Consider the following 24861-nt stretch of genomic DNA (forward strand, 5'->3'; position numbering starts at 1 on the left):
GCTGGTGTCCCACCGCCTCGCCGCCGGCGTGCGCGAGCTCCTGGCCCCCCAGGTCGCCCGCGCCGCCACGGCCGCGGCCCCGCAGATCACCGGCCGCGTCAGCGCCATCGTCGGGCTGTCCGTCGAGGTCACCGGCCTCGAAGCCGCCGTGGGGGAGACGATCCTCCTCGGCCGCGGGCAGCACGGCATCCCCGCCGAGGTCGTCGCCGCGGAGGGCCGCACCCTGCGGTGCCTGCCGCTGGGCCACCTCACCGGCCTGGCCGCCGGCGCCCCCGCCGTCGCCACCCGCCGCCCCTCCGACGTCCCCGTCGGCCCCTCGCTGCTCGGCCGCGTCGTCGACGCCCTGGGCAACCCCCTCGACGGCGGTGCGCCCTTCACCGCCGCCCCGCGCGCCGCGCTGCACAACAGCCCGCCGCCGGCCCTGAGCCGCGGCCGCGTCGACACCCCGCTGAGCCTGGGCGTGCGCGCCCTGGACACCCTCGTGCCCGCCGGGCGCGGGCAGCGCTTCGGCATCTTCGCCGGCTCCGGCGTCGGCAAGTCCTCGCTGCTGTCCATGATCGCCCGCGGCACGTCCGCCGACGTGTCCGTCCTCGCCCTCATCGGCGAGCGTGGCCGGGAGGTCCGCGAGTTCCTCGAGGACGACCTGGGCCCCGAGGGCCTGGCCCGCTCCGTCGTCGTCGTCGCCACCTCCGACGAGGCGCCCGTGCTGCGCCTGCGCGCCTCCCTGACGGCCACCGCGATCGCCGAGTCGTTCCGCGACCTCGGCGCCGACGCGGTCCTCATGATGGACTCCCTCACGCGCGTGTCCATGGCCCAGCGCGAGATCGGCCTGTCCGTCGGCGAGCCCCCCGCCACCCGCGGGTACCCGCCGAGCGTCTTCGCCCTCATGCCCCGCCTGCTCGAGCGCGCCGGGCCCGGCGTCACCGGCTCCATCACCGGGATCTACACGGTCCTGGTCGACGGGGACGACCACAACGAGCCCATCGCCGACGCCGCCCGTTCCATCCTCGACGGCCACGTCGTCCTGGACCGGCGCCTGGCCACCGCCGGGCACTTCCCGACCATCGACGTGCTCGAGTCGGTCTCCCGCGTCGCCGGCCGCGTCACCACCCCCGACCAGAAGGCCGCCGCGACGGCCCTGCGACGGGTCATGGCCGCCCACCGCGACGCCAAGGAGCTCATCGACGTCGGCGCCTACCAGCCCGGCGCCAACCCGGAGGTCGACGCGGCCGTGGCCCACCTGCCCGCCATCAACGCCTTCCTGCGCCAGGACATCCACGACATCACCCCCGCCGCCCGGGCGTGGGCCCAGCTGCAGCAGCTGGCGAGCAGCTTCGGAGGAGTGCGGTGAGCGCCACCAAGGCCATCCTGGCCCTGCTGAAGCTGCGCAAGGTGCAGGCCGACCAGATCAAGGTCGACGTCGCGGCCGCCAACGCCGTGCTGCGCAACGAGCAGCGGCGCGCCGCCCGCGTCCGCCGCGAGCTGGGCGAGGCGCACCTGACCGACGAGACCATGGCCGCCTGGACCGCGGCCGTGGCCCGCCGCTCCGCCCTCGTGGCCGACCTCGACAACGCCCGCGCCCTCGTGGCCCGCGCCGAGGCCGACCTGGGGGAGAAGCAGGCCTCCTGGGCCCGCGCCCGCCGCGCCGAGCGGTCCCTGGAGCGCATCGTCGAACGGCACGAGCTCGCCCAGGAGGAGGCGGCGCTGCGCGCCGACCAGAAGGCCCTCGACGACCGCACCGTCGCCGAGTTCGCCGCCCGCGCCCGTCGCCGGGCCCAGCAGGGAGGGGACCAGCCGTGAGCCTCGTCGAGGACGTCCAGTCCCGCATCAGCGACATCCAGTCCCGCATCGCCCAGCTCTCCGGCCAGGTCCCGGGGCAGGTCACCGGGCAGGTGCTCAGCGCCGCCTCGACCGCCTCGACCGCCGCGGCGAAGGTCGCCGGCACCTCCACCGGCTTCGCCGACGCGCTGTCCAGCGCCGGGTCCCGCGCCGCCGGCACCGTCACGCGGGGCCTGCGCACCCTGGCCGACCCCAGCACCGGCACCGGCACCGGGGCCGGCACCGGCGCCAGCACCGGGGCCAAGCTCCTGTCGGTCGCCCAGCAGTACCTGGGCACGCCGTACGAGTGGGGCGGGGCGACCCCCGGCGGCTTCGACTGCTCCGGCCTCATCCAGTACGCCGGCAAGCAGCTCGGCCTCAGCCTGCCCCGCACCGCGGCCCAGCAGGCCAAGGTCGGCACCGCGGTCCCCGGCCTCGCCCAGGCCCAGCCCGGCGACCTCGTCGTCCTGGAGAACGGCCACCACATCGGGATCTACGTCGGCGACGGGAAGATGCTCCACGCGCCGAAGACGGGTGACGTCGTGAAGATCTCGAAGGTCTGGGAGACCCCGATGACCATCCGCCGCCTGGGGACCACGGCCGCGACCGCCGCGGCCGGCACCGCCGTGGCCGCCAGCCTGCTCACGGGCCTCAGCGGCCTCACCGGCACCAGCGGCACCGGCACCGCCTCCTACGTGCGGCCCGCCGCGCTGTCCAGCACGACGTCGAAGTCCGCCCCGTACGAGGCGGCCTTCACCGCGGCCGAGCAGCAGTACGGCCTGCCGGCCGGCCTGCTCAAGGCCGTCGCCAAGCAGGAGTCGGGCTTCAACCCCGCCGCCCGCAGCCGCGCCGGGGCCGTCGGGCTCATGCAGTTCATGCCCGCCACCGCCCGCGGCCTGGGCCTCGACCCGACCGACCCCTTCGCCTCCATCGACGCCGCGGGCAAGTACCTCTCGCAGCACCTGAAGACCTTCGGGTCGGTGTCCCTGGCGCTGGCCGCCTACAACGCCGGCGCGGGCAACGTGAAGAAGTACGGCGGGGTCCCGCCGTTCCGCGAGACCCAGGACTACGTCAAGAAGATCACCGCCGACCTCGGGAGTGCCGCGTGAGCACCAACCTGTCCGTGACGACGCTGCCCTGCGCGCCGACCGCCCGCGACACCGTCCGCTCCACGTCCTCCACCGGCTCCGCCGCCGACTTCGCCGACTCCTTCGGGCAGGCCGTGCAGGAGCTGCGGACCTCCGCGCGCGAGGACCGGCCCGCCCCCCGGGACGAGACCCGCCCCGAGACCCGGCCCGAGACCCGGCCCGAGGACCGCGCCGCCGAGCGCCCGGCCGCCCCGCACGCCCACCCGCACAAGGCCACCGACCGGGTCGAGCACGGCGCCGAGGGGCCCGCGGCCCAGCGCGGCGGGCCGGGCCGCGAGGGCCCCGCCGAGGGCGGGACGGAGCCGGCCGACGGCACCGGTCCCCAGGACGCCGGAGCCGCCGCCGCGCAGCTGCCGACCGTGCCCGTCGACCCCTCCCTGCTCGGCCTGCCCGCCGCGCTGCGCGCCGCCCTGACGCCCACCGCCCCCACCGCGCCCACCGACCCGGCCGCCGGGGGTCAGGCGCCCGTCGGGGGCGTCGCCGCGACGCAGCCGGTCCCCGCGGCCGCCACCGGCACCACGGGCCCGGCCGCCGGTCCCAGCGCGGCCCCCGCCGCGACCGACCTGCCCGCCGCGTCGGCGCAGACCACCGCCCAGGGCCCCGCCCTGGCGACCGCGCCGGCCACCGCGCCGTCGTCCGCGCAGCCCACCGCGCCGACGCCCGGCCAGGCGTCCGTCGCCACCGGCCCGGCCCCGAGCGCGCAGGGCCCCCTGAGCCCCGTCGACGCGGCGCTCGCGGCCGCGACGGTCACCTCCACCCCGGCCGGCCCGGCGACGTCCGCGCCCGCCGCGGCCGTGCAGACCGTCCTGACCGGCCTGCCGCGGCACGTCGCGCAGCCGTCCGCCGAGGCCGCGCCGGCCGCCGTGCCCGGGCAGGGCCAGGTGCCCGCCGCCCCGGCCGTCGCCGGTGCGGCGCAGCAGGTCGCGGCCCAGGCCGCCCCGGTGGCCCCGACCGGCGCGGGCACCGCCCAGCCGGTCGCCGCGGCGCCGGCCGAGCCGACCACGCCCGCCGCGGCCACGCCCGTCGTGACCACCGGGCAGACGGGTCAGCAGACCGGCCAGCAGACGGGCCAGCAGACCGGGCAGCAGCCGGGCCAGAACCCGGCCGCGCCGCCGCAGCCGGCCGTCGTGGCCCCGCCGCGCGCCGCGGCGGGGGAGACCCCGGCGCAGCCGCTGCCGACCGTCCTGGCCGCCAGCCCCGCCGTCACCCAGCCGATCGCCCCGCCGGTCACGGCCGCGGCCACCGGCCGGCCCGCCGACCTCGACCCGGCCGCGGCCGTGGTGCCCGCGCTGCCCCCGACCGTCACCGGGGCCGGCACCGTCACCGCGCCCGCCGTGGCGACCGCGTCCACCCCGCCGGCCCCGCTGCCCCTGACCAACCCCGCCGCCTTCGCGCACGGGGTCGCGGGCAGGGTCGAGGAGCTGCCGGCCGGCGACGCCGTGCACCGCATGAGCGTCGAGGTCACCCCCCAGGGGCTGGGGCCGGTGCGGATCACCGCCGAGGTCACCGGGGGAGCGCTGCACGTCTCCCTCGCCGGGGCCTCCGAGGCGGCCCGGCACGCGCTGAAGGCCGCCGTCGGCGACCTGCAGCGGGAGCTGGCGACCACGAGCTTCACCCAGACCACCGTCGACGTGCGCGCCGACTCCGGGTCCTCGCAGCAGCAGCGCTCGGCCGACGCGCAGTCCGGCGCCGGTCAGCAGGGCTCGTCGGGCCGCCAGGGCTCCACCGCGCAGCAGGACGCCGGGCAGAGCGCCCGGTCGGCGTTCTCGGCCGCCGCGGCCGAGCGCCGCACGGCCCGCCAGGCCGCCGCCGCGGCCGACGGCCGGCTGGACCTGAGCGTCTGACCCGTCCCGGGCGGGACGTTCACCTGGCTGGACGCTGTGAACACCTCGTTCGGGCTACAGACCCTCACCCGTTCCGCCGAAGGAGTATGCATGACGATCGATGCGGCCAGCGGCTCGAGCAGCTACTACGCCCAGCTCAGCGCCAACTCGGACGCGCTGGCCGCGGCGAGCGCCACGAGGACCGCCAACGCGACCGACACGTCCGCGGCGGCCAGGGCGAAGACCAAGGACGACAAGGACATGTTCCTCAAGCTCCTGGTCGCCCAGCTGCGGTACCAGGACCCGTCCAAGCCGGCCGACACCACGGCCTTCATGGCCCAGACGGCGCAGTTCTCGGCGCTGGAGGCCATGCAGGACGTCGCCACGCAGTCCAGCACCATGGTGGCGGCGCAGAACAAGCTGCAGGCCAGCACGATGGTCGGCCAGACGGTCTCCTACACCGACGAGAACGGCCAGGTCGTGACCGGCGAGGTCAAGTCGGTCTCCTTCTCCCAGGGCTCGGTCGGTGGCACCAACGGTGAACCGGTCCTGAACGTGAACGGCGTCAGCGTCGTCCTGTCCAAGGTCACCGGGGTCGGCTCGATCGACGCCTCCGCGCTCAACGCGGCGGCGGCGAAGGCCGCCGCGGAGGCCACGGCGACGGCCGAGGGGGGGACCGCGGCCCCGGCGACCACCGCCCCGGCCACGACCGCCCCCGCCTCGTCCACCGCGTCCTCCGGAACCCCGGGCACCACCGGTGCCACGGGGACCTCCGGAGCCACGGGAACCCCTCAGACCACGGGAACCACCCCGGCCACCGCGTCTGACACCACCCCGAACTCCGGAACCACCGGAACCCCGGGTCCGACGGCCTCCTCGCCGTCCGCCTGACCTCCGCTCGCCCCTCCAGTTCCCCGTCAGCCCCCTCGAAAGGTCTGAAGCATGCTCCGCTCCATGTTCTCCGGTGTCAGCGGCCTCCGTTCGCACCAGACGATGATGGACGTCGTCGGCAACAACATCGCCAACGTCAACACGACCGGCTACAAGAGCTCCAGCGTCGTCTTCGCCGACACCCTGTCCCAGCTCACCAAGGCCGCCGGCGCCCCGACCAACTCCAGCGGCGGGACCAACCCGTCCCAGGTCGGTCTGGGTGTGCGTGTCAACGCGATCACGCAGAACATGACGCAGGGTTCGGCGCAGGCCACGGGCAAGTCGACCGACCTCATGCTGCAGGGCGAGGGCATGTTCGCCGTCCAGCAGGGCGAGGGCACGTTCTACTCCCGCAACGGGTCGTTCACCCTCGACGCCAACGGCTCCATCGTCACCAACGACGGCGGGTACGTCATGGGCTGGAAGGCCGACGCCCAGGGCGCCATCAACACCAACGCCCAGATCGGCAAGCTGGTCATCCCCTCCGACGCGGTCATGCCGGCCGTCGCGACGACGTCCAGCACCCTCAAGGGCAACATCGACCGCACGTTCAAGACGCCCACGGCCGTGCCGACCGCCGACCCGACCCTGCCGGGCACGGCGCCCGCCGGCACCACCAAGGTCCCCGGGACGGTCGTCACGACGGCGGTCAACGCCTACGACGCCCAGGGCATCCTGACCAAGTACACGGTGACCTTCACCAACACCGTCTTCCACACCCCGGCCAGCGGGGCCACCCCGGACAAGTACCAGCCGAGCAACGACTGGAAGATGGTCGTCACCGACGCCAACGGCACCGTCGTGCCGTCCACGACCACCGCCGGCAGTGCGGGGACCGCCACCGCGACCGACCAGGCGCTGAGCTTCGACCCCAGCGGCACCTCGGTCGACGCGGCCCACAAGAAGGTCTTCGTCGCCGCCCCGGGCAGCCCGGCCGGCCGTGAGCTGACCATCGACCTGTCGGCCCTGACCGCCTACGTCGGGTCCTCCGGCGCCAGCAACATCAACCCGAGCACCGACGGCGCCCCCATCGGCACCCTGACGAGCTACGCGTTCGGCACCGACGGCGTCATCACCGGCAACTACTCCAACGGGTACAAGCAGACCCTGGGGCAGATCGCCATCGCGTCGTTCAACAACGTCGCGGGTCTGCGCAAGGAGGGCAACTCCCTCTACAGCGTCTCGACGAACTCGGGCAACCCCGTCTACGGCATCGCCGGCCAGGCCGGCCGCGGTGGCCTGCTCGCCGGGTCGCTGGAGATGTCCAACGTCGACCTGTCGGCCGAGTTCACCAGCCTCATCCTCGCCCAGCGCGGTTTCCAGGCGAACTCGAAGGTCATCACGTCCTCGGACGAGATCCTGCAGGACCTGGTCAACCTCAAGCGCTGACCCTGAGCGGCCGGCCCCCCGGCCGCTGACCCGGGCCCGTTCAAGGGCTGGCCCGGAGCTGCCGAACACCCTCCCGGAGCACCTGCTCCGGGAGGGTGTTCTGCGTCCAGGGTGGTTGCAGAGCGTGACGGAAACCGGTGCGTTAGCACGAACGGGTGCACCCTGCAACCCCCTCTCAGGTCGAACCCCGCCGGGCCGATGGACTGGGTGGAACCACCCAGCCCACGGACGGGCGCCCCCGCCTCCACCGCCAAGGACGGACCACACGTGATCCTCGTGACTCGCCTCAACGGGTCGGTGTTCGCCGTGAACCCCGATCTGATCCAGCGCGTCGACTCGACCCCCGACACCGTCATCACCCTCGTCGACGGCGCGAAGTTCGTCGTCACCGAGCCGTTGGCGCAGATCGTCGAGCGCGTCATGGCCTTCCGCGCGCGCGTCGTCGCGACCGCGCACTCGCTGGAGGAGACGGGGACGGCCGACGTCCTCGAGCTGCCGACCCACACCGACACCCAGACCACCAGCGACACCGACGGCGACCTGCCGGCCCCGGTGCAGCTGCACCGCAGGAGGCCGTGAGCCATGGACTTCGCAACCCTCGGCGGCCTCATCATCGCCGCCGCCGCCATCCTCTGGGCGCAGAACCACGAGGGCGGTGCGGTCACCGACATCCTGCTGCCCGGCCCCCTCGTCCTCGTCTTCGTCGGCACCATCGGCGTCGGCTTCATGGGCGGGATCCTCAAGGACGGCCTCGGCTCGATCAAGCAGCTGCAGAAGGCGTTCCTGGGCAAGCCGAAGAACTCCGCGGAGACCGTCTCCGTCATCGTCAAGATGGCCGAGCGCGCCCGCCGCGAGGGCCTGCTGGCCCTGGAGGACGCCATCAAGGAGGTCGACGACCAGTTCCTGCGCGACGGCCTGCAGACCGCCATCGACGGCACCGACCCCGACGAGCTGTACGAGATCCTCACCGCCCAGATCCAGGCGAAGAAGGCCGCTGACAAGCAGGCCGCGAAGATCTTCGGCGACATGGGTGGCTACGCCCCCACCGTCGGCATCTGCGGCACCGTCATCTCCCTCACCGTCGTCCTGGCAAACCTGTCCGACGCCGCGGCCCTGGGCCCGATGATCGCCGGCGCGTTCGTCGCGACCCTGTGGGGCGTGGCCGCCGCCAACTTCTTCTTCCTGCCCGTCCAGTCCCGCCTGCAGCGCCTCTCGGGCCTGGAGACCGCGCAGATGGAGCTCGTCGTCGAGGGCATCCTCGCCATCCAGGCCGGCTCCAACCCGCGCTCGGTGGCCAAGAAGCTCGAGAGCCTGCTGCCCCCGGGCACCGCGGTCCCGGACAAGAAGGCGGCCTGATGTCCGCAGCGCACAAGCGGCGCCACAAGCACGAGGAGCACGAGGAGCACGTCAACCACGAGCGGTGGCTGGTCTCCTACGCCGACATGCTGACGGTCCTCATGGCGCTGTTCATCGTCCTGTTCGCCCTCAGCCAGATCGACCAGCTGAAGTTCGCCCAGTTCAAGGACGGTCTCAGCAAGGGGACCCCCGACAGCAACCAGGCGGTCTCCGGCGCCTCCGGCGTCATGGACGTCACCAACGGCAACTCGGTCGTCCAGGTCTCGCCGTACTCCACCGGTGAGCAGCTGAACACCTCCTCCGAGCAGGTGCAGCAGATCCTGCAGTCGGCGCAGACCGCGCAGAAGGCCAAGGACCTCAACGCCGCCAAGGAGGAGGTCCAGGACTACCGCGAGATCGAGAAGAAGATCGACGCGGCCCTGACCGAGAAGGGCCAGCAGAACCAGGTGACCTACCGGATCACCGCCGACGGCCTGGTCGTGGGCCTGGTGGCCGACAACGTCTTCTTCGCCAACGCCTCCGCCGACGTGGAGACGACGGGCCAGGAGGTCCTGGACACCATCGCGCCGATCCTGGCGCAGCTGCCCAACGACATCGCCGTGCAGGGTCACACCAACAACCTGGCCCTCAACGGCAACGCCCGGTACCGCGACAACTGGGACCTGTCCTCGGCCCGGGCCAACACCGTGGTGACGCGGTTCATCTCCCACGGCATCGCCCCGGTCCGGCTGTCCGGCACCGGCTACGCCGACTCCCGGCCGCTGTACCCGGACGAGGACCCCAAGGCCCTGACCGGCAACCGCCGCGTCGACCTGGTCGTCGCCTCGCCCAGCTCCGACGCCGTCAAGGCCCTGCTGCCGGAGGTCGCGCAGCAGACCGCCACCGGCGACGGGCCGGCGGAGCTCACCGGCACCACCGACACGCACACCGACGGCACCACCACCGGCACCGACAGCACCACCGACGGCGCCGGAGCAGCGACCAGCGACCTCTCGGCCGGCATCGCGCCGGACCTGGCGAGCAACGTCGCCCACTGACCTGACTGACCCACGAACCCGTAAGGAGGCCACCATGGCCAAGAAGGACAAGGGCGACGGCGAGGCCAAGCCCGGCGGCGCGAAGAAGCTCATCATCATCGGCGCGGCCGCGGCCGTGCTGCTGGCCGGCGGCACCGGCGGTGGCGTCTTCCTGCTCACCAAGGGCGACTCCGCCTCGGCGGCCGAGGCCGCCCCGACGCCCACCCTGACCCCCGGCACCGTCACCGCGCTGGACCCCATCAGCGTCAACCTGGCCGACGGGCACTACCTGAAGATCGGCGTGGGCCTGCAGGGCGTGGCCTCCGAGGGCGGCGGGCACGGCGGCGGCGGCGACGCCCTCGACGGCTCCAAGGCCTACGACCTGATCATCTCCGAGTTCTCCAACCTGTCGATGGCCGACCTGCAGAACGCCGAGCAGCGCGCCCACCACAAGGAGGTGCTCCAGGAGAAGATCGTCGAGGCGTACAAGACGCACGACGAGAAGGGCGAGGAGGTCGACTCCGTCATGGGGATCTACCTGACGAGTTTTGTGATGCAGTAGCAGGACCACCAGCACGCACCGAGCACCCCGGGCTGACCGCCCGGGGTGTTCGCGTTCCCGGCCCCGGGGAACCCGTTTCAAGGGATCCGGCCGTCCTGCCGACCCTCTAACCGTGAGTTCCCCCACCGCCGCGCAGGCCGCCCCCGGACGCCGCTTCCCCGTGCGGGCCGCGATCGGCGGCGGCGTCGCGGTCGCCGCCGTCGTCGTCGCCGTCGCCGTGCTGCACCGCACCTTCGGCCACCTGTCCGCCGCCGACGTCGCCGACGCCCTGCGCGCGGTCGGACCCGCGGGACTGCTGCTCGCGCTGGCCGCCACGGCCTGCTCGCACCTGGCGATGACCGGCTACGACGCCCTCGCGCTGCGGCACGTCGGGCACCGGATGCCCTTCCGCCGCTACGGGACCGCCGCCTTCGTCGCCACCGCCTTCGGCAACTCCCTGGGCGCCTCCGCCGTCGTCGGTGCCGTGCTGCGCGCGCGGTTCCACACCTCCTGGGGCGTCTCGCGCACCGACGTGGCCCGCGTCGTGGGGCTCAACCTGCTGACCCTGACGCTGGGCGCGGCGGTGCTCGTCGGCGGCGGGGCGCTGCTGGACCCCACCGGCGTCGCCGCGGCGCTGCACGTGTCGCCGGCCGCGGCCACCACCGTCGGTGCCGTCCTGGCCGCCGGTGTCCTGGGCTACCTGCTGTGGACCGCCGCCGGCCCGGCGTCGGTGGGCCTGCGCGGCCGGCGCCTGCACCGCCCCGCGTTCGGGACCGCGCTGGCGCAGGTCGTCCTGTCGAGCGTCGAGTGGCTGGCCATGGCCGCGGTCCTGTTCGTGCTGCTGCCCCCGGCCGACAGGCCGCCCTTCCTCACCTTCGCCGTCGCCTTCGCCACCGCCACCGTCGCCGGCCTGCTCAGCAGCACCCCCGGCGGCGTCGGCGTCTTCGAGTCCACGCTGCTGCTGCTCACGGGCCCGCTCACGTCACCGGCCCAGTTCGCCGCCGCCCTCGTCGGCTACCGCCTGTGCTACTTCCTCGTCCCGATGCTGCCGGCGGTGGTGCTGCTGCTGCGGCACGAGCTGCGGCGGCTGCCGGCCCTGGAGCTGCCCACGGCGCGCGCGGTCGGGCTGCCGACGTGGCTGGCCCTGGGGGTCGGGACGGCCGGTGCGGCCGTCGTGGTCGCCGGGGACGTGCCCGGTCGCGCGGTGGACACCTCGCACGTCACGACCGGCCTGATCGGCCTGGCGACCGTGCTGCTCGCGTGGGGCCTGCACCGGCGGCTGCGGGCGGCCTGGACGGCGGCGGTCGCGGCCCTGCTCGGGCTCGCCGCGGCCGCCGCCCTCCGCGACGACCTCCCGGCCGCCGCCGTGACGGCGCTGCTCGCGGCCGGGCTCCTGCCCGCGCGGCCGGCGTTCCACCGCGGCGGGTCCCTCCTGCGGCCCCTGCTGCAGCTCCTCGCGCCGCGCGCCTGGCGGGCGCAGGACCTGCTGCTGCCGTTGACCGCCGCCGCCCTCGTCGGGCCGGCGCTGTGGTGGCACGAGGTCAGCGGCCACGCCGGCGGGCCCGGCCGCGGCTGGGACGTGCTCGCCGTCGCCGCCGGTGCCGCCGGGCTCCTCGTGGGAGGCCGCTGGGTCTCGCGGGGCGTGGCCGTCGGCCCGCGCGTCGAGCCCGCGGACCTGGCCGGGGAGGAGGTGGCGCGCGCCGCCGACATCGTCACCCGCTCCGGCCGCTGCCTGTCCCACCTCGCCTTCACCGGGGACAAGCTCTTCCACTTCAACCCCGCCGGCACCGCCTTCCTCATGTACCAGGTCCAGGGCCGCAGCTGGGTCGTCATGGGCGACCCCGTCGGGGAGCCGGCCGACGTGCGCGAGCTGGTCACCGGCTTCGTCGCCGAGGTCGACCGCCGCGGGGGCCGGCCGGTGTTCTACAACGTCGCCCCCGACCACGCCGACCTCTACCGCGCGTGCGGGCTGAGCCTGGCCAAGCTGGGGGAGGAGGCCGTGGTGCCGCTGGAGGGGTTCACCCTGGCCGGCAAGGCCCGGATGGGGTTGCGCAACTGCCGCAACAAGTCCCAGAAGTCGGGGATGTCGGTGGAGTTCGTCCCCGCGCACGAGGTGGAGCCGCTGCTGCCGCACCTGCGGGAGGTCTCCGACGCGTGGCTGACCCACCGCAACGGCCGGGAGAAGCGTTTCTCCCTCGGCGCCTTCGACGAGGACTACGTCCGCCGCTTCCCGCTGGTCCTGGTCCGGCACGAGGGGCGCGTCACCGCCTTCGCGACGCTGTGGACCAGCGCCGACGGCCGCGACGTGCAGGTCGACCTCATGCGCCGGCTGCCCGAGGGCCCCCGCACCGTCATGACGTACCTGTTCGTCGAGTGCATCCTGTGGGCGCAGGAGAACGGCTACGCCACGTTCAACATGGGCATGGCCCCCCTGTCGGGGCTGCTCACCAGCGCCTCCCGCTGCCCCGGGGCCCTGGCCTGGGAGCGGCTGGGGCACCTGGTGTGGACCCACGGCGAGCGCTTCTACAACTTCCAGGGCCTGCGCACCTTCAAGCAGGGGTTCGCCCCGCAGTGGCGGTCCTGCTACGTCGCCGCGCCCGGCGGCCCGGCGCTGCCGACGGCCATGGCCGGGGTCGCCACCCTCGTCGGCGGCGGCGTGCGGGGGCTGCTGCGCGGCTGACCCGCGCCCGGTCACCCCCCACCCCGGGGCCCTCACCAGCCCCTCCACGGCTCCCTCGTCGCACGCGGCGGGGGAGCCGTCGGCGTCCGCGCCCGGGACCACCGCCGCGGTGCGGCGTTCACGCCCTCCACAGCGGCGGCACGTCGACCACGGTCCCCGCGAGGGCACCGCCGGTGATCTCCACCCGCTCCCCGCCCTGCCCCGCCGGCTCGTAGCGCCCCTCGACCAGGGTGAACGCGTACAGGCACCGGTCGCCGTGGTCGAGGATCCAGTAGTTCGCGGCGCCGTAGCGGGCGTAGTCGCGCAGGTTGCGGACCCAGTCCTTCGCGGCGTTCGACGGCGAGGTGACCTCCACGACCAGGACCGGCGGCTCCTCGGTGAAGTGCGCGTCCGGGTCGAGACCGGCCAGGAGCATGACGTCCGGCTGGTACTCGCGCGCGGCACCCGCCGGCCGCCACGCCCACTCGCTCAGCGCGACCCCCTCGAAGCCGCGCAGCAGCTCGCGGACGTTGGCGACGGCGAGCTGGTGGCGGGCCGTGCCGCGGGGGCTCACGACGAGCGCCCCGTCGACGTACTCACCGCGGACGTCCTCCGCCAGCTCACCGAACTCCTCCCAGGACATGGGTACCGCCTGGGGAGTCTCGCTCACCTCAGCTGCCACGTCCCCAGCGTACGCGGGCGCCCCGGCCCGTCCCGGGCTCTCGCCGACCTTGAGCCGCAGCGTCCAGGACCACCCGTTCGGGCTCGCGCTAAAGGGTGACGGCCGTTCGTGCCGATAGACAGCTCGTGGCAGCCGAGACCCCCAGCACCGCAGAGCGGACAGGCACCCGTCGCTCCCGGCGACGTGGCGTCCCCGTCCCGTACGACTTCCGACGGCCGACCAAGCTGTCGCGCCAGCACGCCCGCGTGCTGGAGATCACCTACGAGGGCTTCTGCCGCCAGTGGGCGACGCTGCTGTCCTCGACCCTGCGCACCACCGTGCAGGTCGAGCTGGACGGCATCCAGCAGTACAGCTACGACGAGTACGCGGCCTCCCTGCCGATGCCGACCGTCATGGCCGTGTTCGACCCCGAGCCCCTCGTGGGCGCGGCGGTCCTGCACGTCGACATCGGCTTCGTGCTCTCCAGCATCGAGCGGATGCTCGGCGGGACCGGGACCAACGCCCAGCCCAGCCGGCAGCTGACCGACATCGAGGCCGTCCTGGCCCGCGGTCTGGTCGAGCGCACCCTCGTGGAGCTGTCCTCCTCGCTGGCCACGGTCACCGACCTCAAGCCCAAGCTGACGGCGATCGACCAGAACCCCGCGTTCGCGCAGGCCGCCGCGGCCACCGACGTGATGATCGTCTCCGCGTTCCACCTGCAGATCGAGGGCGTCACGGGCACCGCGACCCTGGCCATGCCGCTGGACCCGCTGTCGGCGGCGCTGACGGCCGCCGAGCTGCGCGTGGCGAGCCCCGAGGAGCTGCGGGTCCGCCGCCTCATGCGCGACCGCCTCGACGACCACCTGGAGAACATCCCGGTCGACGTCTCGGTGCGCATGAAGGCCGCCCAGATGCGTCCCGACGAGATCCTCTCCCTCATCCCCGGAGACGTGCTGCGTCTGCCGCACCGCGCCGACGAGCCCCTCGAGGTCGTCGCCCAGGGCGCTTCCGTGGCCTCCGCCGTCGCCGGAACGCGCGGCGCCAAACTCGCCTGCCTGATCGTCCCGACCCCCGAGGAGAACGCACGATGAGCACCGCCACCCACGCCGACCTCATGTCCACGCTGCGCGAGGCCGCCCAGGCTGCGCTCGCCGTCCTGCCCCTGTCGGCGCCCGGGACCATCTCCAGCGTCCTCGCGGTCGCTCAGGCCCCCGACCTCGGCGACGAGGGCACCGCCGTGTCGGCGAACTTCGCCGGCGCCTCCAACGGCCGCGTCACCGTCATCGTAGGGGAGGAGACGCTGAACACGCTCCTCATGAGCCCCGAGGGCGCCCTGGACCCCGTCGACGCCCTGCGCCCGGCGCTGGAGACCGTCGTGCACGCCCTGGGCCAGTGCGTCCTGGAGGCCGGTGTCGAGGGCGACCCCGCCCAGGCCCTGCGCCAGCTCGACGGGGGCGCGGTCGCGGTCGTCGACGCGGCGGGGGAGACCCTGGCCCTCATCGGCCTGACCCTCACCGCGCAGACCGAGGCCCCGGCCCCGGCGCCCTCGGCGGCGGCGTTCGCCGGTGCGTCCCCGGCCGCCGCCGGCCCGCGCCGCACGATGGACCTGCTGCGCGACGTGCAGATGGACGTCACGGTCGAGCTGGGCCGCACCTCGATGACGGTGCAGGACCTGCTGGCCCTGACGCCGGGCTCGGTCGTGGAGCTGGACCGCGCGGCGGGCTCGCCCGCCGACATCCTGGTCAACGGCCAGCTCATCGCCCGCGGTGAGGTCGTCGTCGTGGACGAGGACTACGCCATCCGCATCACCGAGATCGTCACCCCGGAGGCCGGCGCCTGATGGACGCCGTCGCCGCGATCGCGCGGACGAGCATCTCGCTGGTCGCGGTGCTCGGCCTGGTGTACCTGATCTCCCGCTGGCTGCGCCGCCGTCAGGGCGCCGCGGCCGGCGGGGCTGACTTCGCCGTCCTGGCCAAGCAGAGCCTGGGTGCGAAGGCCGCCGTCGCGCTGGTCAAGGTCGGCGACAAGGCCCTGGTCGTCGGGGTCTCCGACGCCGGGGTGAGCCTGCTGGGGGAGACCGACGTCGAGGCCGTGTTCAAGCCCTCGGCCGAAGCTGTCGAAGAGGTCGGCGGCACCGCCACGGACGCGGCGGAGCGCACGAACGGCACGGACGCCGACGACGCACCGGACGTCCCGGCCCCCGCGGTGGGGGAGCGGTACGTCCGCAAGGCCGGCGAGACGATCGCCGTGAAGGCCCCCGCCCGGTACACCGCCCCCGGTGTGAGCGGTTCGGCCCTGTCCCCGGCCACCTGGTCCAAGGCAGTCGACGTTCTGCGTGAGAGGACGACCCGCAGGTGATGGAGTCCCGAGCCACCCGCCGCGCCCCCCGCCGGGCGCGGAGCCTGGCCGCCGCGCTGGTGCTCTCCGGCGGCCTGGTCGTCGGGGGCGCCCTCAGCGCCCAGGCGTCGGCCCCCGCGAGCGCCCCCGCCGTGGCCGCCGCGCCCGCCGCCATGAGCACCGCGCTGGGCGCGGGCGTGCAGGCCCCCACGGCACCGGCGGCCCCGGCCGCGCCGACCGGGCCCGTCTCGGGGTCGGTGACGATCAACGGCCTGGACGGCAAGCCCAGCCAGTCGATCACCGTCATCATCGCCCTGACCCTGCTGTCGGTGGCCCCCGCGCTGCTGCTGCTCACGACGAGCTTCACCAAGATCCTCATCGTCCTGGGCCTGACCCGCAACGCCCTGGGCCTGCAGGGGACCCCGCCGAACCAGGTCCTGGCCGGTCTGGCGCTGTTCCTGACGATGTTCGTCATGGCGCCGACGTTCAGCGCCGTCAACGACGCCGCGATCCAGCCCTACCTCAAGGGCGAGAAGACCGCGACGGTCGCCTTCACGGACGGTTCGCAGCCGATGAAGGAGTTCATGCTCAAGCAGACGCGCCCGGAGGAGCTGGCGCTGATGACCAAGGCCGCCAAGCGGGACCTGCCCGAGACCCGCGAGGAGACGCCGCTGACGACGCTCGTGCCGGCGTTCGCCCTGTCGGAGCTGCGCAGCGCGTTCATCATCGGGTTCGTCATCTTCATCCCCTTCCTGGTGATCGACATCGTCGTCTCCGGGGCGCTGATGAGCCTGGGCATGATGATGCTGCCCCCGGTCACGGTGTCCCTGCCGTTCAAGCTGCTGCTGTTCGTGATGGTCGACGGCTGGGGCCTGGTCATCAAGTCCCTCGTCGCCTCCTACGCCGGCTGACCCGCTGCGCCGCAGGCGCTGCCACCACCCGAACGCCGCGCCGCGGTCCCGACCGCCCGGGGCCGCGGCGCGGCGTCGTGCGTCCCGGCCCCTCCCACCCCCTCCCCGCGGTGATCAAGCACTTCGGTGATCAAGCACTCCTGTCCACGAGTGCTCGATCACCGAAGTGCTTGATCACCGCGGGGTGGGGAGGTGAGGGACGGGCGCCGCGGGCGCTGACCCGTTCGGGCTCAAGGGTTTCACCCGTACGGCCGAAACAGTCTGCAGAACACCCCCGCGACCGGAAGGCGAAGCTGATGACCGACGTGACCGTCATCCACCTGGGGATGACCGCTCTCGTCCTCGCCGCCAAGCTCTGCGCCCCCATGCTCCTGACGGCCCTGGCGGTCGGTTTCGGCATCTCGCTGTTCCAGAGCGTCACCCAGCTGCAGGAGCAGACGATCTCCTTCGTCCCCAAGGCCCTCGCGGTCGGTGCGGCCATCGTCATCTGCGGCAAGTGGATGCTCGGGGAGCTCACCAGCTTCACCACCGCGCTGTACGAGCAGATCCCCGCCCTGCTGACCCACGGCGGCTGAGCCGCGTGGAAGGCCTCCCGAACGTCCCCCTCGACCTGCTCGTGGCGGTCCTGCTGGCCTCGGTGCGCGCCGCCGCCTTCGTGGTGCTCGCCCCGCCGTTCGCCAACAAGGCCGTCAACGGCCGCGTCAAGGCCATGCTGTCGGTCGCCATCGCGCTGCCGCTGGCCCAGGGGCTGCGCGGCACCGTCCCCGCCGTGGAGCCGGCCGCCCTCATCACCGCCGTCGTCCAGCAGGCCCTCGTCGGCGTCGTCATGGGCGCCTTCGTCGCGCTCGTGTTCGCCGCCGTGCAGGCCGCCGGGGACATGCTCGACCTCTTCGGCGGCTTCCAGCTCGCCAGCGCCTACGACCCGCTCATGCAGACCCAGACGGCCATCTTCGGCAAGCTCTACGCGTGGACCACGACGGCGCTGCTCGTCGTCACCGGCGGCCACCTGCTCATCCTGCAGGGGTTCTTCCGCTCCTTCGACGTCCTGCCGCTGAACGCCGGCGTCGACGCCGGCACCGTCGCGAGGGTCTTCACCGAGGGCGTCGGCCAGCTCGCGCTGTCCGCCCTGCAGATCGCCGCGCCCCTCATCGCCGTCCTGTTCATCACCGACATCGGGCTGGGCCTGCTGTCGCGCGTCGCCCCGGCCCTCAACGTCTTCGCCATGAGCTTCCCCGTGAAGATCCTCATCTGCCTCACCCTGGCCGGCTTCACCTTCTCCCTGCTGCCCGGCGTCGTCTCCGACATGGCCGACACCGCCCGCGAGACCGTCGTGCGGATGGTCACCCCCGTGGTCGGGGGTGGGACCGGGTGAGCGGGGAGAAGACCGAGAAGCCGACCGCCAAGCGCCTCAAGGAGGCGCGCGACGAGGGCAACATCCCGTTCTCCCGGGACGTCGGGGCCTGGCTGTCCACCGGTGCCGGCGCCGTGGCCATCCCGCACACCATCGAGGCCGGCAAGGTCCTGGGCCAGCGCACCCTGGGCCGCATCGCCGAGGTCGCCGCCGACCCCGAACCCGGGCGGGCCCTGAGCGTGCTCACCGACACCTTCGCCGGGATCCCCGGCGTCCTGGGGCCGCTGGCCGTCGCCACCGTCCTGGCCGTCGTGGTCGCCGGCGCGGTCCAGGGCACCCTGCGGCCGGCGCCGAAGAAGCTGAAGCCGAAGTTCTCCAACCTCAACCCCGTCAACGGCTTCAAGCAGCACTGGGGCCCGCAGGCGCTGTGGGAGGGCGTCAAGTCGCTGCTGAAGACCGTCCTCATCGGCGTCGCGGTGTGGCTGGTCGTCAAGAACCTCGCCCCCGAGCTCATCGGCCAGGGCCTCATGCCGACCGGCGCGGTCCTGTCGATGACCGGCGCGGCCGTCGTGAAGATGATCGTCGTCACCATCGTCGTGGGTCTGCTCATCGCCGCCGCCGACTACGCCATGAGCCGGCGCCGCGTCATGGGCAAGCTGAAGATGAGCAAGCAGGACATCAAGCAGGAGCACAAGAACGCCGAGGGCGACCCGCTGCTCAAGGGCGCCATCCGCTCCAAGCAGATGGCCATGTCCCGCAACCGCATGATGGCCGACGTCGCCAAGGCCGACGTCGTGCTGGTCAACCCCACCCACATCGCCATCGCCCTGCGCTACGAGCCGGGCACCGGCGCGCCCAAGGTCGTGGCCCGGGGCGCCGGCGCCATCGCCTCCAAGATCCGCGAGAAGGCCAAGGAGCACGACGTGCCCCTCGTCAAGGACGTCGAGCTGGCCCGCGCCATGTACAAGGGCGTCAAGGTCGGCCAGGAGATCCCCCCGGAGTTCTTCGCCGCCGTCGCCAAGGTCCTGGCCTTCGTCATGAGCCTGCGCACGCGCGGTTCGCTCACGGCGTTCGGCGAGGCCCACACGGTCCCGGCCTGAGCCGGGCGGGCGCCCGCGGTGGGGGAGTCCCGCGGGCGAGGGGGTTCAAGGTGGCGGACCTCGGGGCCGATGGTGCACACGTGGGCCGAACGGGTGATGGTGACGACGCGCGACGCGCGCCGGGCGGGCACGCCCCGCGCCCCGCGCCCGGTGCCCGCACCACCCGCGGCGCCTCCGTCGCCGCCCGCCTGACCCGCGTCCTCGGCGGCGTCGTCGCCCTCCTGCTGCTCGTCGGCGTCACCGGCGCCGGCGGCCTGCTGCTGACCGGCGCCTCCCGCGACCGCGAGACCCAGCTGCGCGGCCTCGAAGCCGCCAACGCCACGGTGCAGCTGACCCTCGCCGACGCCGACGCCGCCGTCCGCGACTACCGCGACAGCGGCCAGCCCGCGCGCCTGCGCACCTACACCGACGCCGTGGCCGCCCTGCCCGCCCTGCGCGGCCGCGTCCAGTCCCTGCTCACCGACCCGTTGCAGCGCAGCCTGTTCACCGAGCAGTCCCGGCTCATCGACGTCTGGCTGGCCAGCACCGACCCCGACCGCGGGGCCGCCGACACCGCCGGGGCCGCCGCCGAGGTCGCCGCGTACGCCGCGGCGCGCGACGCCAACACCCGCCTGGACGCCCTGGCCCGCCACCAGCGCCGCGACGCGACGAGCACCGAGAACCTGGTCCGCTACGGCGCCCTGGCCGGCACCGGCCTGACCCTCCTCGCGGCGCTCGCCGTCGTCGCCACCGCCGGCGCCCGCACCCGCCGGGCCCTCGTGGACCCCCTGCGCGCCCTGGTGGACGTCCTCGACGCCCTCGGCCGCGGTGACCGCCGCGCCCAGGCCGACCCCGCCGGCGGGCCCGCGGAGGTCCGCACGGTCGCGCTGGCCGTCAACGACCTGGCCCGGGAGAACCGCCGGCTGCTGGAGGCCGCCGAGCGCTCCGCCCACCTGCACCGGGTGGCCGGCGACATCGGCCGCGAGGTGCGCGACCAGCTCGTCGCCCGCGACGCCCTGCAGGTCGCGGTGACCCGCCTGGGCCATGAGCTCGACGTCAGCCGCGCGTGGGTGCGCATGCTCCGCGACCCCCGGGACCCCGAGGGTCCCGTGGGTCCCGGCGGCACCGGGCTGGGGCCGGTGGCCGGGGAGTGGGCCCGCGACCCCCTGCTGCCGCTGGCCGAGGAGGTCTTCACCGACGCCCCCGGCGAGGTCCCCGGTGAGGTCCCCGGCGAGGTCCCCGGCGACGCCCGCGCCTGGCTGGCCGGGCTGCACGCCGCCGGGGACGTCCACGCCGTCGCCGACACCCGCGCCGCGCGCGGCCGCTCGGCGGTCCCCGACGCGTTCGTGCGCGGCACCGACGCCCGCGCGGTGCTGCTGGTGCCCATCGGGGTGGGGGAGAACCCGCACGGGCTGCTCACCCTGGTGTGCGGCCGCGGTCCCCGCGACTGGAGCGCCGAGGAGGTCGAGCTGGCCCGGTCGGTGGCCGTGGACCTGGCCCGCGCCCTCGTCCTGGCCGGCCTGTACCGCGCCCAGGAACGGCTGCTGGGGGAGCTGCGCGATGTCGAGTCGGTCAAGTCCGACCTCCTGGCGACCGTCTCCCACGAGCTGCGCACGCCCCTGACCTCCATCGCCGGCTACCTGGAACTGCTGCGCGACGGGGCCCTGGGACCGGTCGGCGACGACGTCGCCGCCGTGCTCGCCATCGTCGAGCGCAACACCGAGCGGCTGCGCGCCCTCATCGAGGACCTCCTGCTGCTGTCCCGCGTGGAGTCCGCGGCCCCCGGCCGGGGCACCACGGAGCTCGCCGACCTCGTCGGCAGCGTCCTGGCGACCGTCGCCGCCGGCCCGGCCCGCGGCGGCACCGTGCGCTGCACCAGCGCCCCCGACGAGCTCGCCGGGCTGAGCGTGCCCGGCGACCGCGACCACCTGCACCGGGCCCTGCTGGCCGTCGTCGACAACGCCGTGAAGTTCTCCCCGGCCGGGTCCCTCGTCCGCCTGCGCGTCGAACGCCACCCGGACGCGGTGCGGATCGTCGTGCAGGACAACGGGATGGGCATCCCCGCCGGGGAGGTCGCCGGGGTCTTCGACCGCTTCGCGCGCGGCTCGAACGCCGCCCTGCAGCAGGTCCCCGGCACCGGCCTGGGCCTGACCGTGGCCCGCGACCTGCTCCGCCTGCACGGCGGGCGGGTCGAGCTGGACTCCGTCGAGGACCGGGGGACCACCGCCGTCCTTACCCTGCCCCTGCGGTCCGGGGAGCTCACCGCGCCCCCCGGGCCCCCGCCCGCCCGCGAACCCCTCGACCTCGGCGCAGGAGGTGCCCGATGACCACCGTCCCCACGTCCCCCGCCCCCGCACCCGTGCCCGCCGGCGGCCCCCGGCCGCTGCCCCCGCACCGGGAGGCCCAGCGGGTCGCCGCGCTGCGCGGCTACGGCCTGCTCGACCGCCCCGGCGACCCCGAGCTCGACGCCGTGGTCCGCATCGCCGCCTCCCTCGCCGGGGTGCCCACCGCGACCGTCAACCTCATCGACGCCCACCGCCAGTGCCAGCTGTCGGCCGTCGGCTTCCGCGGCGCCGCCTCGGACCGCCTGGAGTCGCTGTGCGCCCGCAACCTCGGCGACCCCGACGTCGTCGTCGTCCCCGACGCCCGCGCCGACGCCCGCTACCGCGACTCCGCCTGGGTCGACGGCCGCCTCGCCGACGTCGTCTTCTACGCCTCCGCGCCCCTGGTCAGCCCCGAGGGGCACCACCTGGGCAGCCTGTGCGTCTTCGACACCGTCCGCCACGACCTGACCGGTGAGCAGGTCCAGCGGCTGCGCGACCTCGCCGGCGTCGTCGTGGCCCTGCTCGAGCGCCACCGGCGCCACCGCGAGCAGGCCGTCCTGGCCGCCGAGGTCGAGGAGCAGCGCGAGCTGGCCCAGCTGACCCTGGCCGAGCTGGAGCGCCGCGAGGAGTTCACCCTCGCCCTACTGGACTCCGTCGACGTCGCCGTCGTGGCGTGCGACGCCACGGGCCGGCTCACCGTCTTCAACCCCACCGCCCGCCGCCTGCACGGCCTCGTCCACGGCCCCGACGGCTCCTCCGGCGCCGCGCACCGGCTCCTGGCCGTCGACGGCACCCCGCTGGCCGACGGCGAGGTCCCCCTGCGCCGCGCCCTGGCCGGGGAGGCCGTGCGCGGCGTGGAGGTGCTCATCGCCCCCCGCGACGGCGACCCCGTGCGGGTGGTCTGCACCGGCCGCGCGCTGCACGACGCGGCCGGCACCGTCATCGGCGCCGTCGTGGCCATGCAGGACGTCACCGCCGACCGGGCCCACGTCGAGGCCCTCGAACGGGCCGGGGAGCAGCTGCGGCGCTCCAACGACGAGCTGGCCAACCTCGCCGCCGTCGCCAGCCACGACCTGGCCGCCCCCCTGACCGCCGTCGTCGGCTACCTCGAGCTCCTGCTGGACGTCCACACCACCACCCTGGGCCCCGAGGGCGCGCAGTGGGCCGGCACCGCCCTGCGCGCCGCGCAGCGCATGCAGGGGCTCATCGAGGCCGTCCTGGAGCACGCGCGCGCCGACTCCACCGGCCTGGTCCTGCAGCCCGTCGCGGTCCGCGACGTCCTGTCCCACGTCGTGGAGGACCTCGGCACCGCGGCCGCGCCCTCGCGCATCACCTACGCCGAGCGCGGCGCCGGTCCCGGCGGCGCGCCCGCCCACGTGCGGGCCGACCCGGTCCTGCTGCGCCAGCTGCTGCAGAACCTCGTCGGCAACGCCGTGCGCTACCGCGACCCCGCGCGCGCCAGCCACGTCGAGGTCGCCGTGCGGGACCTGCCCACCGGCGGCTGGGAGCTGACCGTGGCCGACAACGGCCGCGGCATCCCCGCCGCCCAGCGCGAGCAGGTCTTCGCCATGTTCGCCGTCGCCGGCACCGGCGGGGAGGGCACCGGCGCCCAGCGCCGCCCCGGGCACGGCATCGGGCTGGCCACCTGCCAGCGCATCGTCGAGCGCCACGGCGGGCGCATCGCCGCCGAGCCGACCCCCGGCGGCGGCGCGACGCTGCGCGCCACCTTCCCCGCCGTCGGCCAGACTGGGGACCGGGCCGGCGTCCAGCCCGGGGCCGGTGCGGTGGGCGGGACCACCGCGCCGCTCAGGTCGGCCTGAACCCGGCCGAACAGGCCGGACGAGAACCCCCACGCCCCTTCCAGGTCCAGGAGGACCCCGCCATGGCTCGAGTGCTGGTCGTCGAGGACGACCCCGACATCCGCCAGCTCGTCGAGCTGCGGCTGCGGGGGCTGGGCCACCGCGTCGTCTCGGCGGCCTCCGGCCCGGAGGCCCTGACGGTCATCGCCGAGCGCGGCACCCCCGAGGTCGTCGTCCTGGACGTCGCCATGCCCGGGATGACCGGCCTGGAGCTGCTGCACAACCTGCGCGCCCAGCCCGAGCACGCCGAGCTGCCCGCCATCTTCCTGTCCGCGCGGGTGCGCCCCGAGGACATCGCCGCCGGGGAGGCGCTGGGGGCGACCTACCTGACCAAGCCGTTCGTCGTCAGCGCGCTGGCCGCCGCCATCGACAAGGCCCTCGCCGGGGCCGGGCAGGCCGCCGCCGGCTGGTGACCACCCCGCCGACCACCCCGCCGACCACCCCGCCGGCCGTCACCCACCACCGCTGACCGGCCGCGACAGCCCCGCCCCCGACCCCGGGAGCGGGGCTGTCGTGCTCGCGGGGGGCGCGGCTCACCGCGCGAAGGCGCGGAACGGGTTGCGGACGCAGAGCTCGTCGAGGACCCCGGCCCCGACCCCCGCGGCCCGCAGCGCCGGCAGGAACGAGCCGGTCAGGTCCGTGAACGGCCGCGGGGTGCCGCCACCGGGCAGGGCCGGGTCGAACCAGCCCGCGTCGTGGGACAGCAGGACCCGGCCGGTCTGCCCCGCCGCGAGGCTGTCGAGCACCAGCTCCAGCGTCCGGGCGTCCCCGTCCCGACCGCCCTGCCCGACGTCGTCGAACTCGATCCACGCACCGCGGTCGACGATCGCCTGCCGCAGACCCGGGTCGGTGATGGTCTGCGTGTGGATCGACAGGAAGCGGTCCGGGGCCAGGCCCTCGGCCACGGCGAGGTCGATCTGCCCCAGCACCACGCGCCCGTCCGTGGTGTGGGACCCCACCAGCGCCCCGGTGCGCGCCGCGGCCCGGGCCGCCGCGCGCACGACGCGCTCCTCGACCGGCCGGATGCCGTCCTCGGCCGCCGAGATCTTGATGAACCCCGCCAGGACGCCGGAGCCCTCGACGCCCTCGGTCAGCTCCCGGTGCATCCACGCCTCGAGCTCGTCGTCGCTCGCGCCGTACACCCAGTCCGGCACCCACGGTTCCCGGTAGACCCCGGTCGCGACCACCACGGGCAGGCCCGTGCGGCGGCTGGCGTCGAGGACGAGGTCGACGCGCCGCCCGAGGCCGGGGGGCGTGCACTCGACGAGCGCGGTGACCCCGGCCGCGGCGGCCCCGGCCAGCAGCGGGTCCACGACGGAGGCGAACACGGCCGGGTCGGCCCGGGCGAAGCCGGGGGAGCCGGCGGGCCGGAAGTCGACGAGGAGGTGCTCGTGCGGCAGGACGAGGCCCACGTCCTGCGCGCCGAGGGCGCCGAGCGTCGTGTGCAGGCGTCGTCCCCGCGCGGCGGTGTCGGTCGGCTCGGTCACGTCGTCTCCCGGCGGCGGTGGGTGGACCTCGGTCCAGGGCCCGACATCCTAGGAGCGCCGTCGCCCCGCTCCGCCACCCCCGGGCCGGAGGTCACGCGGCGCGCGCCGCCCGCGGGGGCGGGTGCACCCGGACGGGTGAGGCCGGGCCGGTTAAAGGTCGCGGTGCCGCGTG

General features: G+C 74.9%; 23 protein-coding genes. 21 read left to right on the forward strand and 2 right to left on the reverse strand.

Annotation, left to right across the window (positions count from 1 at the left end; translation table 11 throughout):
* The first annotated feature begins 28 nt into the window (after positions 1-28).
* The 11 genes from BJ968_RS20920 (at position 29) to mprF (ending at position 12701) form a co-directional block, all read left to right on the forward strand.
* Positions 29-1351, forward strand: coding sequence for a FliI/YscN family ATPase (locus BJ968_RS20920; protein WP_179757124.1), 1323 nt, complete (start codon positions 29-31; stop codon positions 1349-1351).
* The gene (locus tag BJ968_RS25145; protein WP_179755125.1) at positions 1348-1800 is read left to right on the forward strand and encodes a flagellar export protein FliJ; all 453 of its coding nucleotides are present in this window, start codon (positions 1348-1350) and stop codon (positions 1798-1800) included. The genes BJ968_RS20920 and BJ968_RS25145 overlap by 4 nt, the downstream gene beginning before the upstream one ends.
* Complete coding sequence (locus BJ968_RS25985; RefSeq protein ID WP_179755127.1) at positions 1797-2927, forward strand: transglycosylase SLT domain-containing protein; 1131 nt, start codon at positions 1797-1799, stop codon at positions 2925-2927. Before BJ968_RS25145 ends, BJ968_RS25985 begins: the two co-directional genes overlap by 4 nt.
* Complete coding sequence (locus BJ968_RS26990) at positions 2924-4810, forward strand: flagellar hook-length control protein FliK (RefSeq protein ID WP_179755129.1); 1887 nt, start codon at positions 2924-2926, stop codon at positions 4808-4810. The genes BJ968_RS25985 and BJ968_RS26990 overlap by 4 nt, the downstream gene beginning before the upstream one ends.
* Before the next feature lie 90 nt (positions 4811-4900).
* Positions 4901-5680 carry a flagellar hook capping FlgD N-terminal domain-containing protein gene (locus BJ968_RS20940; RefSeq protein ID WP_179755131.1) on the forward strand — a complete coding sequence of 260 codons (780 nt, stop codon included), beginning with the start codon at positions 4901-4903 and terminating at the stop codon, positions 5678-5680.
* 51 nt (positions 5681-5731) lie between these two features.
* A complete protein-coding gene (locus BJ968_RS20945) occupies positions 5732-7108 on the forward strand; it encodes a flagellar hook protein FlgE (RefSeq protein ID WP_179755133.1) in 1377 nt (458 codons plus the stop codon).
* A 267-nt stretch (positions 7109-7375) separates the two neighbouring features.
* Positions 7376-7687, forward strand: a complete 312-nt coding sequence (locus BJ968_RS20950) for a flagellar FlbD family protein (protein WP_179755135.1) — start codon at positions 7376-7378, stop codon at positions 7685-7687.
* 3 nt (positions 7688-7690) lie between these two features.
* Entirely contained in the window at positions 7691-8464 is a 774-nt protein-coding gene (locus BJ968_RS20955) for a motility protein A (RefSeq protein WP_179755137.1), read from the forward strand.
* On the forward strand, positions 8464-9501 hold the full coding sequence (locus BJ968_RS20960) for an OmpA/MotB family protein (RefSeq protein WP_179755139.1): 1038 nt from the start codon (positions 8464-8466) through the stop codon (positions 9499-9501). Before BJ968_RS20955 ends, BJ968_RS20960 begins: the two co-directional genes overlap by 1 nt.
* Before the next feature lie 34 nt (positions 9502-9535).
* Positions 9536-10042 (forward strand): flagellar basal body-associated FliL family protein, encoded by a 507-nt coding sequence (locus tag BJ968_RS20965; RefSeq protein WP_179755141.1) that lies wholly within the window; start codon positions 9536-9538, stop codon positions 10040-10042.
* 112 nt (positions 10043-10154) lie between these two features.
* On the forward strand, positions 10155-12701 hold the full coding sequence (mprF, locus tag BJ968_RS20970) for a bifunctional lysylphosphatidylglycerol flippase/synthetase MprF (RefSeq protein ID WP_343078192.1): 2547 nt from the start codon (positions 10155-10157) through the stop codon (positions 12699-12701).
* Positions 12702-12819: 118 nt separating this feature from the next.
* On the opposite strand, the gene BJ968_RS20975 is transcribed toward mprF, so the two are convergent.
* Positions 12820-13362: a Uma2 family endonuclease gene (locus BJ968_RS20975; RefSeq protein WP_179755143.1), complete on the reverse strand. Its 543-nt coding sequence runs from the start codon at positions 13360-13362 to the stop codon at positions 12820-12822.
* Between the two features lie 125 nt (positions 13363-13487).
* On the opposite strand from BJ968_RS20975, the gene BJ968_RS26995 reads away from it, so the two are divergent.
* From BJ968_RS26995 to BJ968_RS21025, 10 genes are all read left to right on the forward strand, one after another.
* Entirely contained in the window at positions 13488-14432 is a 945-nt protein-coding gene (locus BJ968_RS26995; RefSeq protein ID WP_179755145.1) for a FliM/FliN family flagellar motor switch protein, read from the forward strand.
* Entirely contained in the window at positions 14429-15181 is a 753-nt protein-coding gene (fliN, locus tag BJ968_RS20985; protein ID WP_179755147.1) for a flagellar motor switch protein FliN, read from the forward strand. The genes BJ968_RS26995 and fliN overlap by 4 nt, the downstream gene beginning before the upstream one ends.
* Positions 15181-15699 (forward strand): FliO/MopB family protein, encoded by a 519-nt coding sequence (locus BJ968_RS20990; RefSeq protein ID WP_179755149.1) that lies wholly within the window; start codon positions 15181-15183, stop codon positions 15697-15699. Before fliN ends, BJ968_RS20990 begins: the two co-directional genes overlap by 1 nt.
* On the forward strand, positions 15699-16589 hold the full coding sequence (fliP, locus tag BJ968_RS20995; RefSeq protein ID WP_179757128.1) for a flagellar type III secretion system pore protein FliP: 891 nt from the start codon (positions 15699-15701) through the stop codon (positions 16587-16589). Before BJ968_RS20990 ends, fliP begins: the two co-directional genes overlap by 1 nt.
* A gap of 296 nt (positions 16590-16885) precedes the next feature.
* A complete protein-coding gene (locus BJ968_RS21000; RefSeq protein ID WP_179755151.1) occupies positions 16886-17164 on the forward strand; it encodes a flagellar biosynthetic protein FliQ in 279 nt (92 codons plus the stop codon).
* A 5-nt stretch (positions 17165-17169) separates the two neighbouring features.
* Complete coding sequence (locus tag BJ968_RS21005; RefSeq protein WP_179755153.1) at positions 17170-17961, forward strand: flagellar biosynthetic protein FliR; 792 nt, start codon at positions 17170-17172, stop codon at positions 17959-17961.
* Complete coding sequence (locus BJ968_RS21010; RefSeq protein ID WP_179755155.1) at positions 17958-19040, forward strand: EscU/YscU/HrcU family type III secretion system export apparatus switch protein; 1083 nt, start codon at positions 17958-17960, stop codon at positions 19038-19040. The genes BJ968_RS21005 and BJ968_RS21010 overlap by 4 nt, the downstream gene beginning before the upstream one ends.
* 80 nt (positions 19041-19120) lie before the next feature.
* Positions 19121-21346, forward strand: coding sequence for an ATP-binding protein (locus BJ968_RS21015; RefSeq protein ID WP_179755157.1), 2226 nt, complete (start codon positions 19121-19123; stop codon positions 21344-21346).
* On the forward strand, positions 21343-23163 hold the full coding sequence (locus BJ968_RS21020) for a sensor histidine kinase (protein WP_179755159.1): 1821 nt from the start codon (positions 21343-21345) through the stop codon (positions 23161-23163). Before BJ968_RS21015 ends, BJ968_RS21020 begins: the two co-directional genes overlap by 4 nt.
* 62 nt (positions 23164-23225) lie before the next feature.
* Positions 23226-23615, forward strand: coding sequence for a response regulator (locus BJ968_RS21025; protein WP_179755161.1), 390 nt, complete (start codon positions 23226-23228; stop codon positions 23613-23615).
* Positions 23616-23735: 120 nt separating this feature from the next.
* On the opposite strand, the gene BJ968_RS21030 is transcribed toward BJ968_RS21025, so the two are convergent.
* A complete protein-coding gene (locus tag BJ968_RS21030) occupies positions 23736-24689 on the reverse strand; it encodes a phosphotriesterase family protein (RefSeq protein WP_343078194.1) in 954 nt (317 codons plus the stop codon).
* Between the last annotated feature and the right edge of the window lie 172 nt (positions 24690-24861).

It is taken from the genome of Kineococcus aurantiacus (assembly GCF_013409345.1).
GTDB classification, from domain to species: Bacteria; Actinomycetota; Actinomycetes; order Actinomycetales; family Kineococcaceae; genus Kineococcus; species Kineococcus aurantiacus.

Coding starts and splice junctions, on each gene's coding strand:
- BJ968_RS20955 (WP_179755137.1), top strand. CDS start 7,691: ATGGACTTCGCAACCCTCGGCGGCCTCATCATCGCCGCCGCCGCCATC.
- BJ968_RS21020 (WP_179755159.1), top strand. CDS start 21,343: ATGACCACCGTCCCCACGTCCCCCGCCCCCGCACCCGTGCCCGCCGGC.
- BJ968_RS20990 (WP_179755149.1), top strand. CDS start 15,181: ATGGACGCCGTCGCCGCGATCGCGCGGACGAGCATCTCGCTGGTCGCG.
- BJ968_RS21000 (WP_179755151.1), top strand. CDS start 16,886: ATGACCGACGTGACCGTCATCCACCTGGGGATGACCGCTCTCGTCCTC.
- BJ968_RS20965 (WP_179755141.1), top strand. CDS start 9,536: ATGGCCAAGAAGGACAAGGGCGACGGCGAGGCCAAGCCCGGCGGCGCG.
- BJ968_RS20945 (WP_179755133.1), top strand. CDS start 5,732: ATGCTCCGCTCCATGTTCTCCGGTGTCAGCGGCCTCCGTTCGCACCAG.
- fliP (WP_179757128.1), top strand. CDS start 15,699: ATGGAGTCCCGAGCCACCCGCCGCGCCCCCCGCCGGGCGCGGAGCCTG.
- BJ968_RS21025 (WP_179755161.1), top strand. CDS start 23,226: ATGGCTCGAGTGCTGGTCGTCGAGGACGACCCCGACATCCGCCAGCTC.
- fliN (WP_179755147.1), top strand. CDS start 14,429: ATGAGCACCGCCACCCACGCCGACCTCATGTCCACGCTGCGCGAGGCC.
- BJ968_RS20940 (WP_179755131.1), top strand. CDS start 4,901: ATGACGATCGATGCGGCCAGCGGCTCGAGCAGCTACTACGCCCAGCTC.
- BJ968_RS20960 (WP_179755139.1), top strand. CDS start 8,464: ATGTCCGCAGCGCACAAGCGGCGCCACAAGCACGAGGAGCACGAGGAG.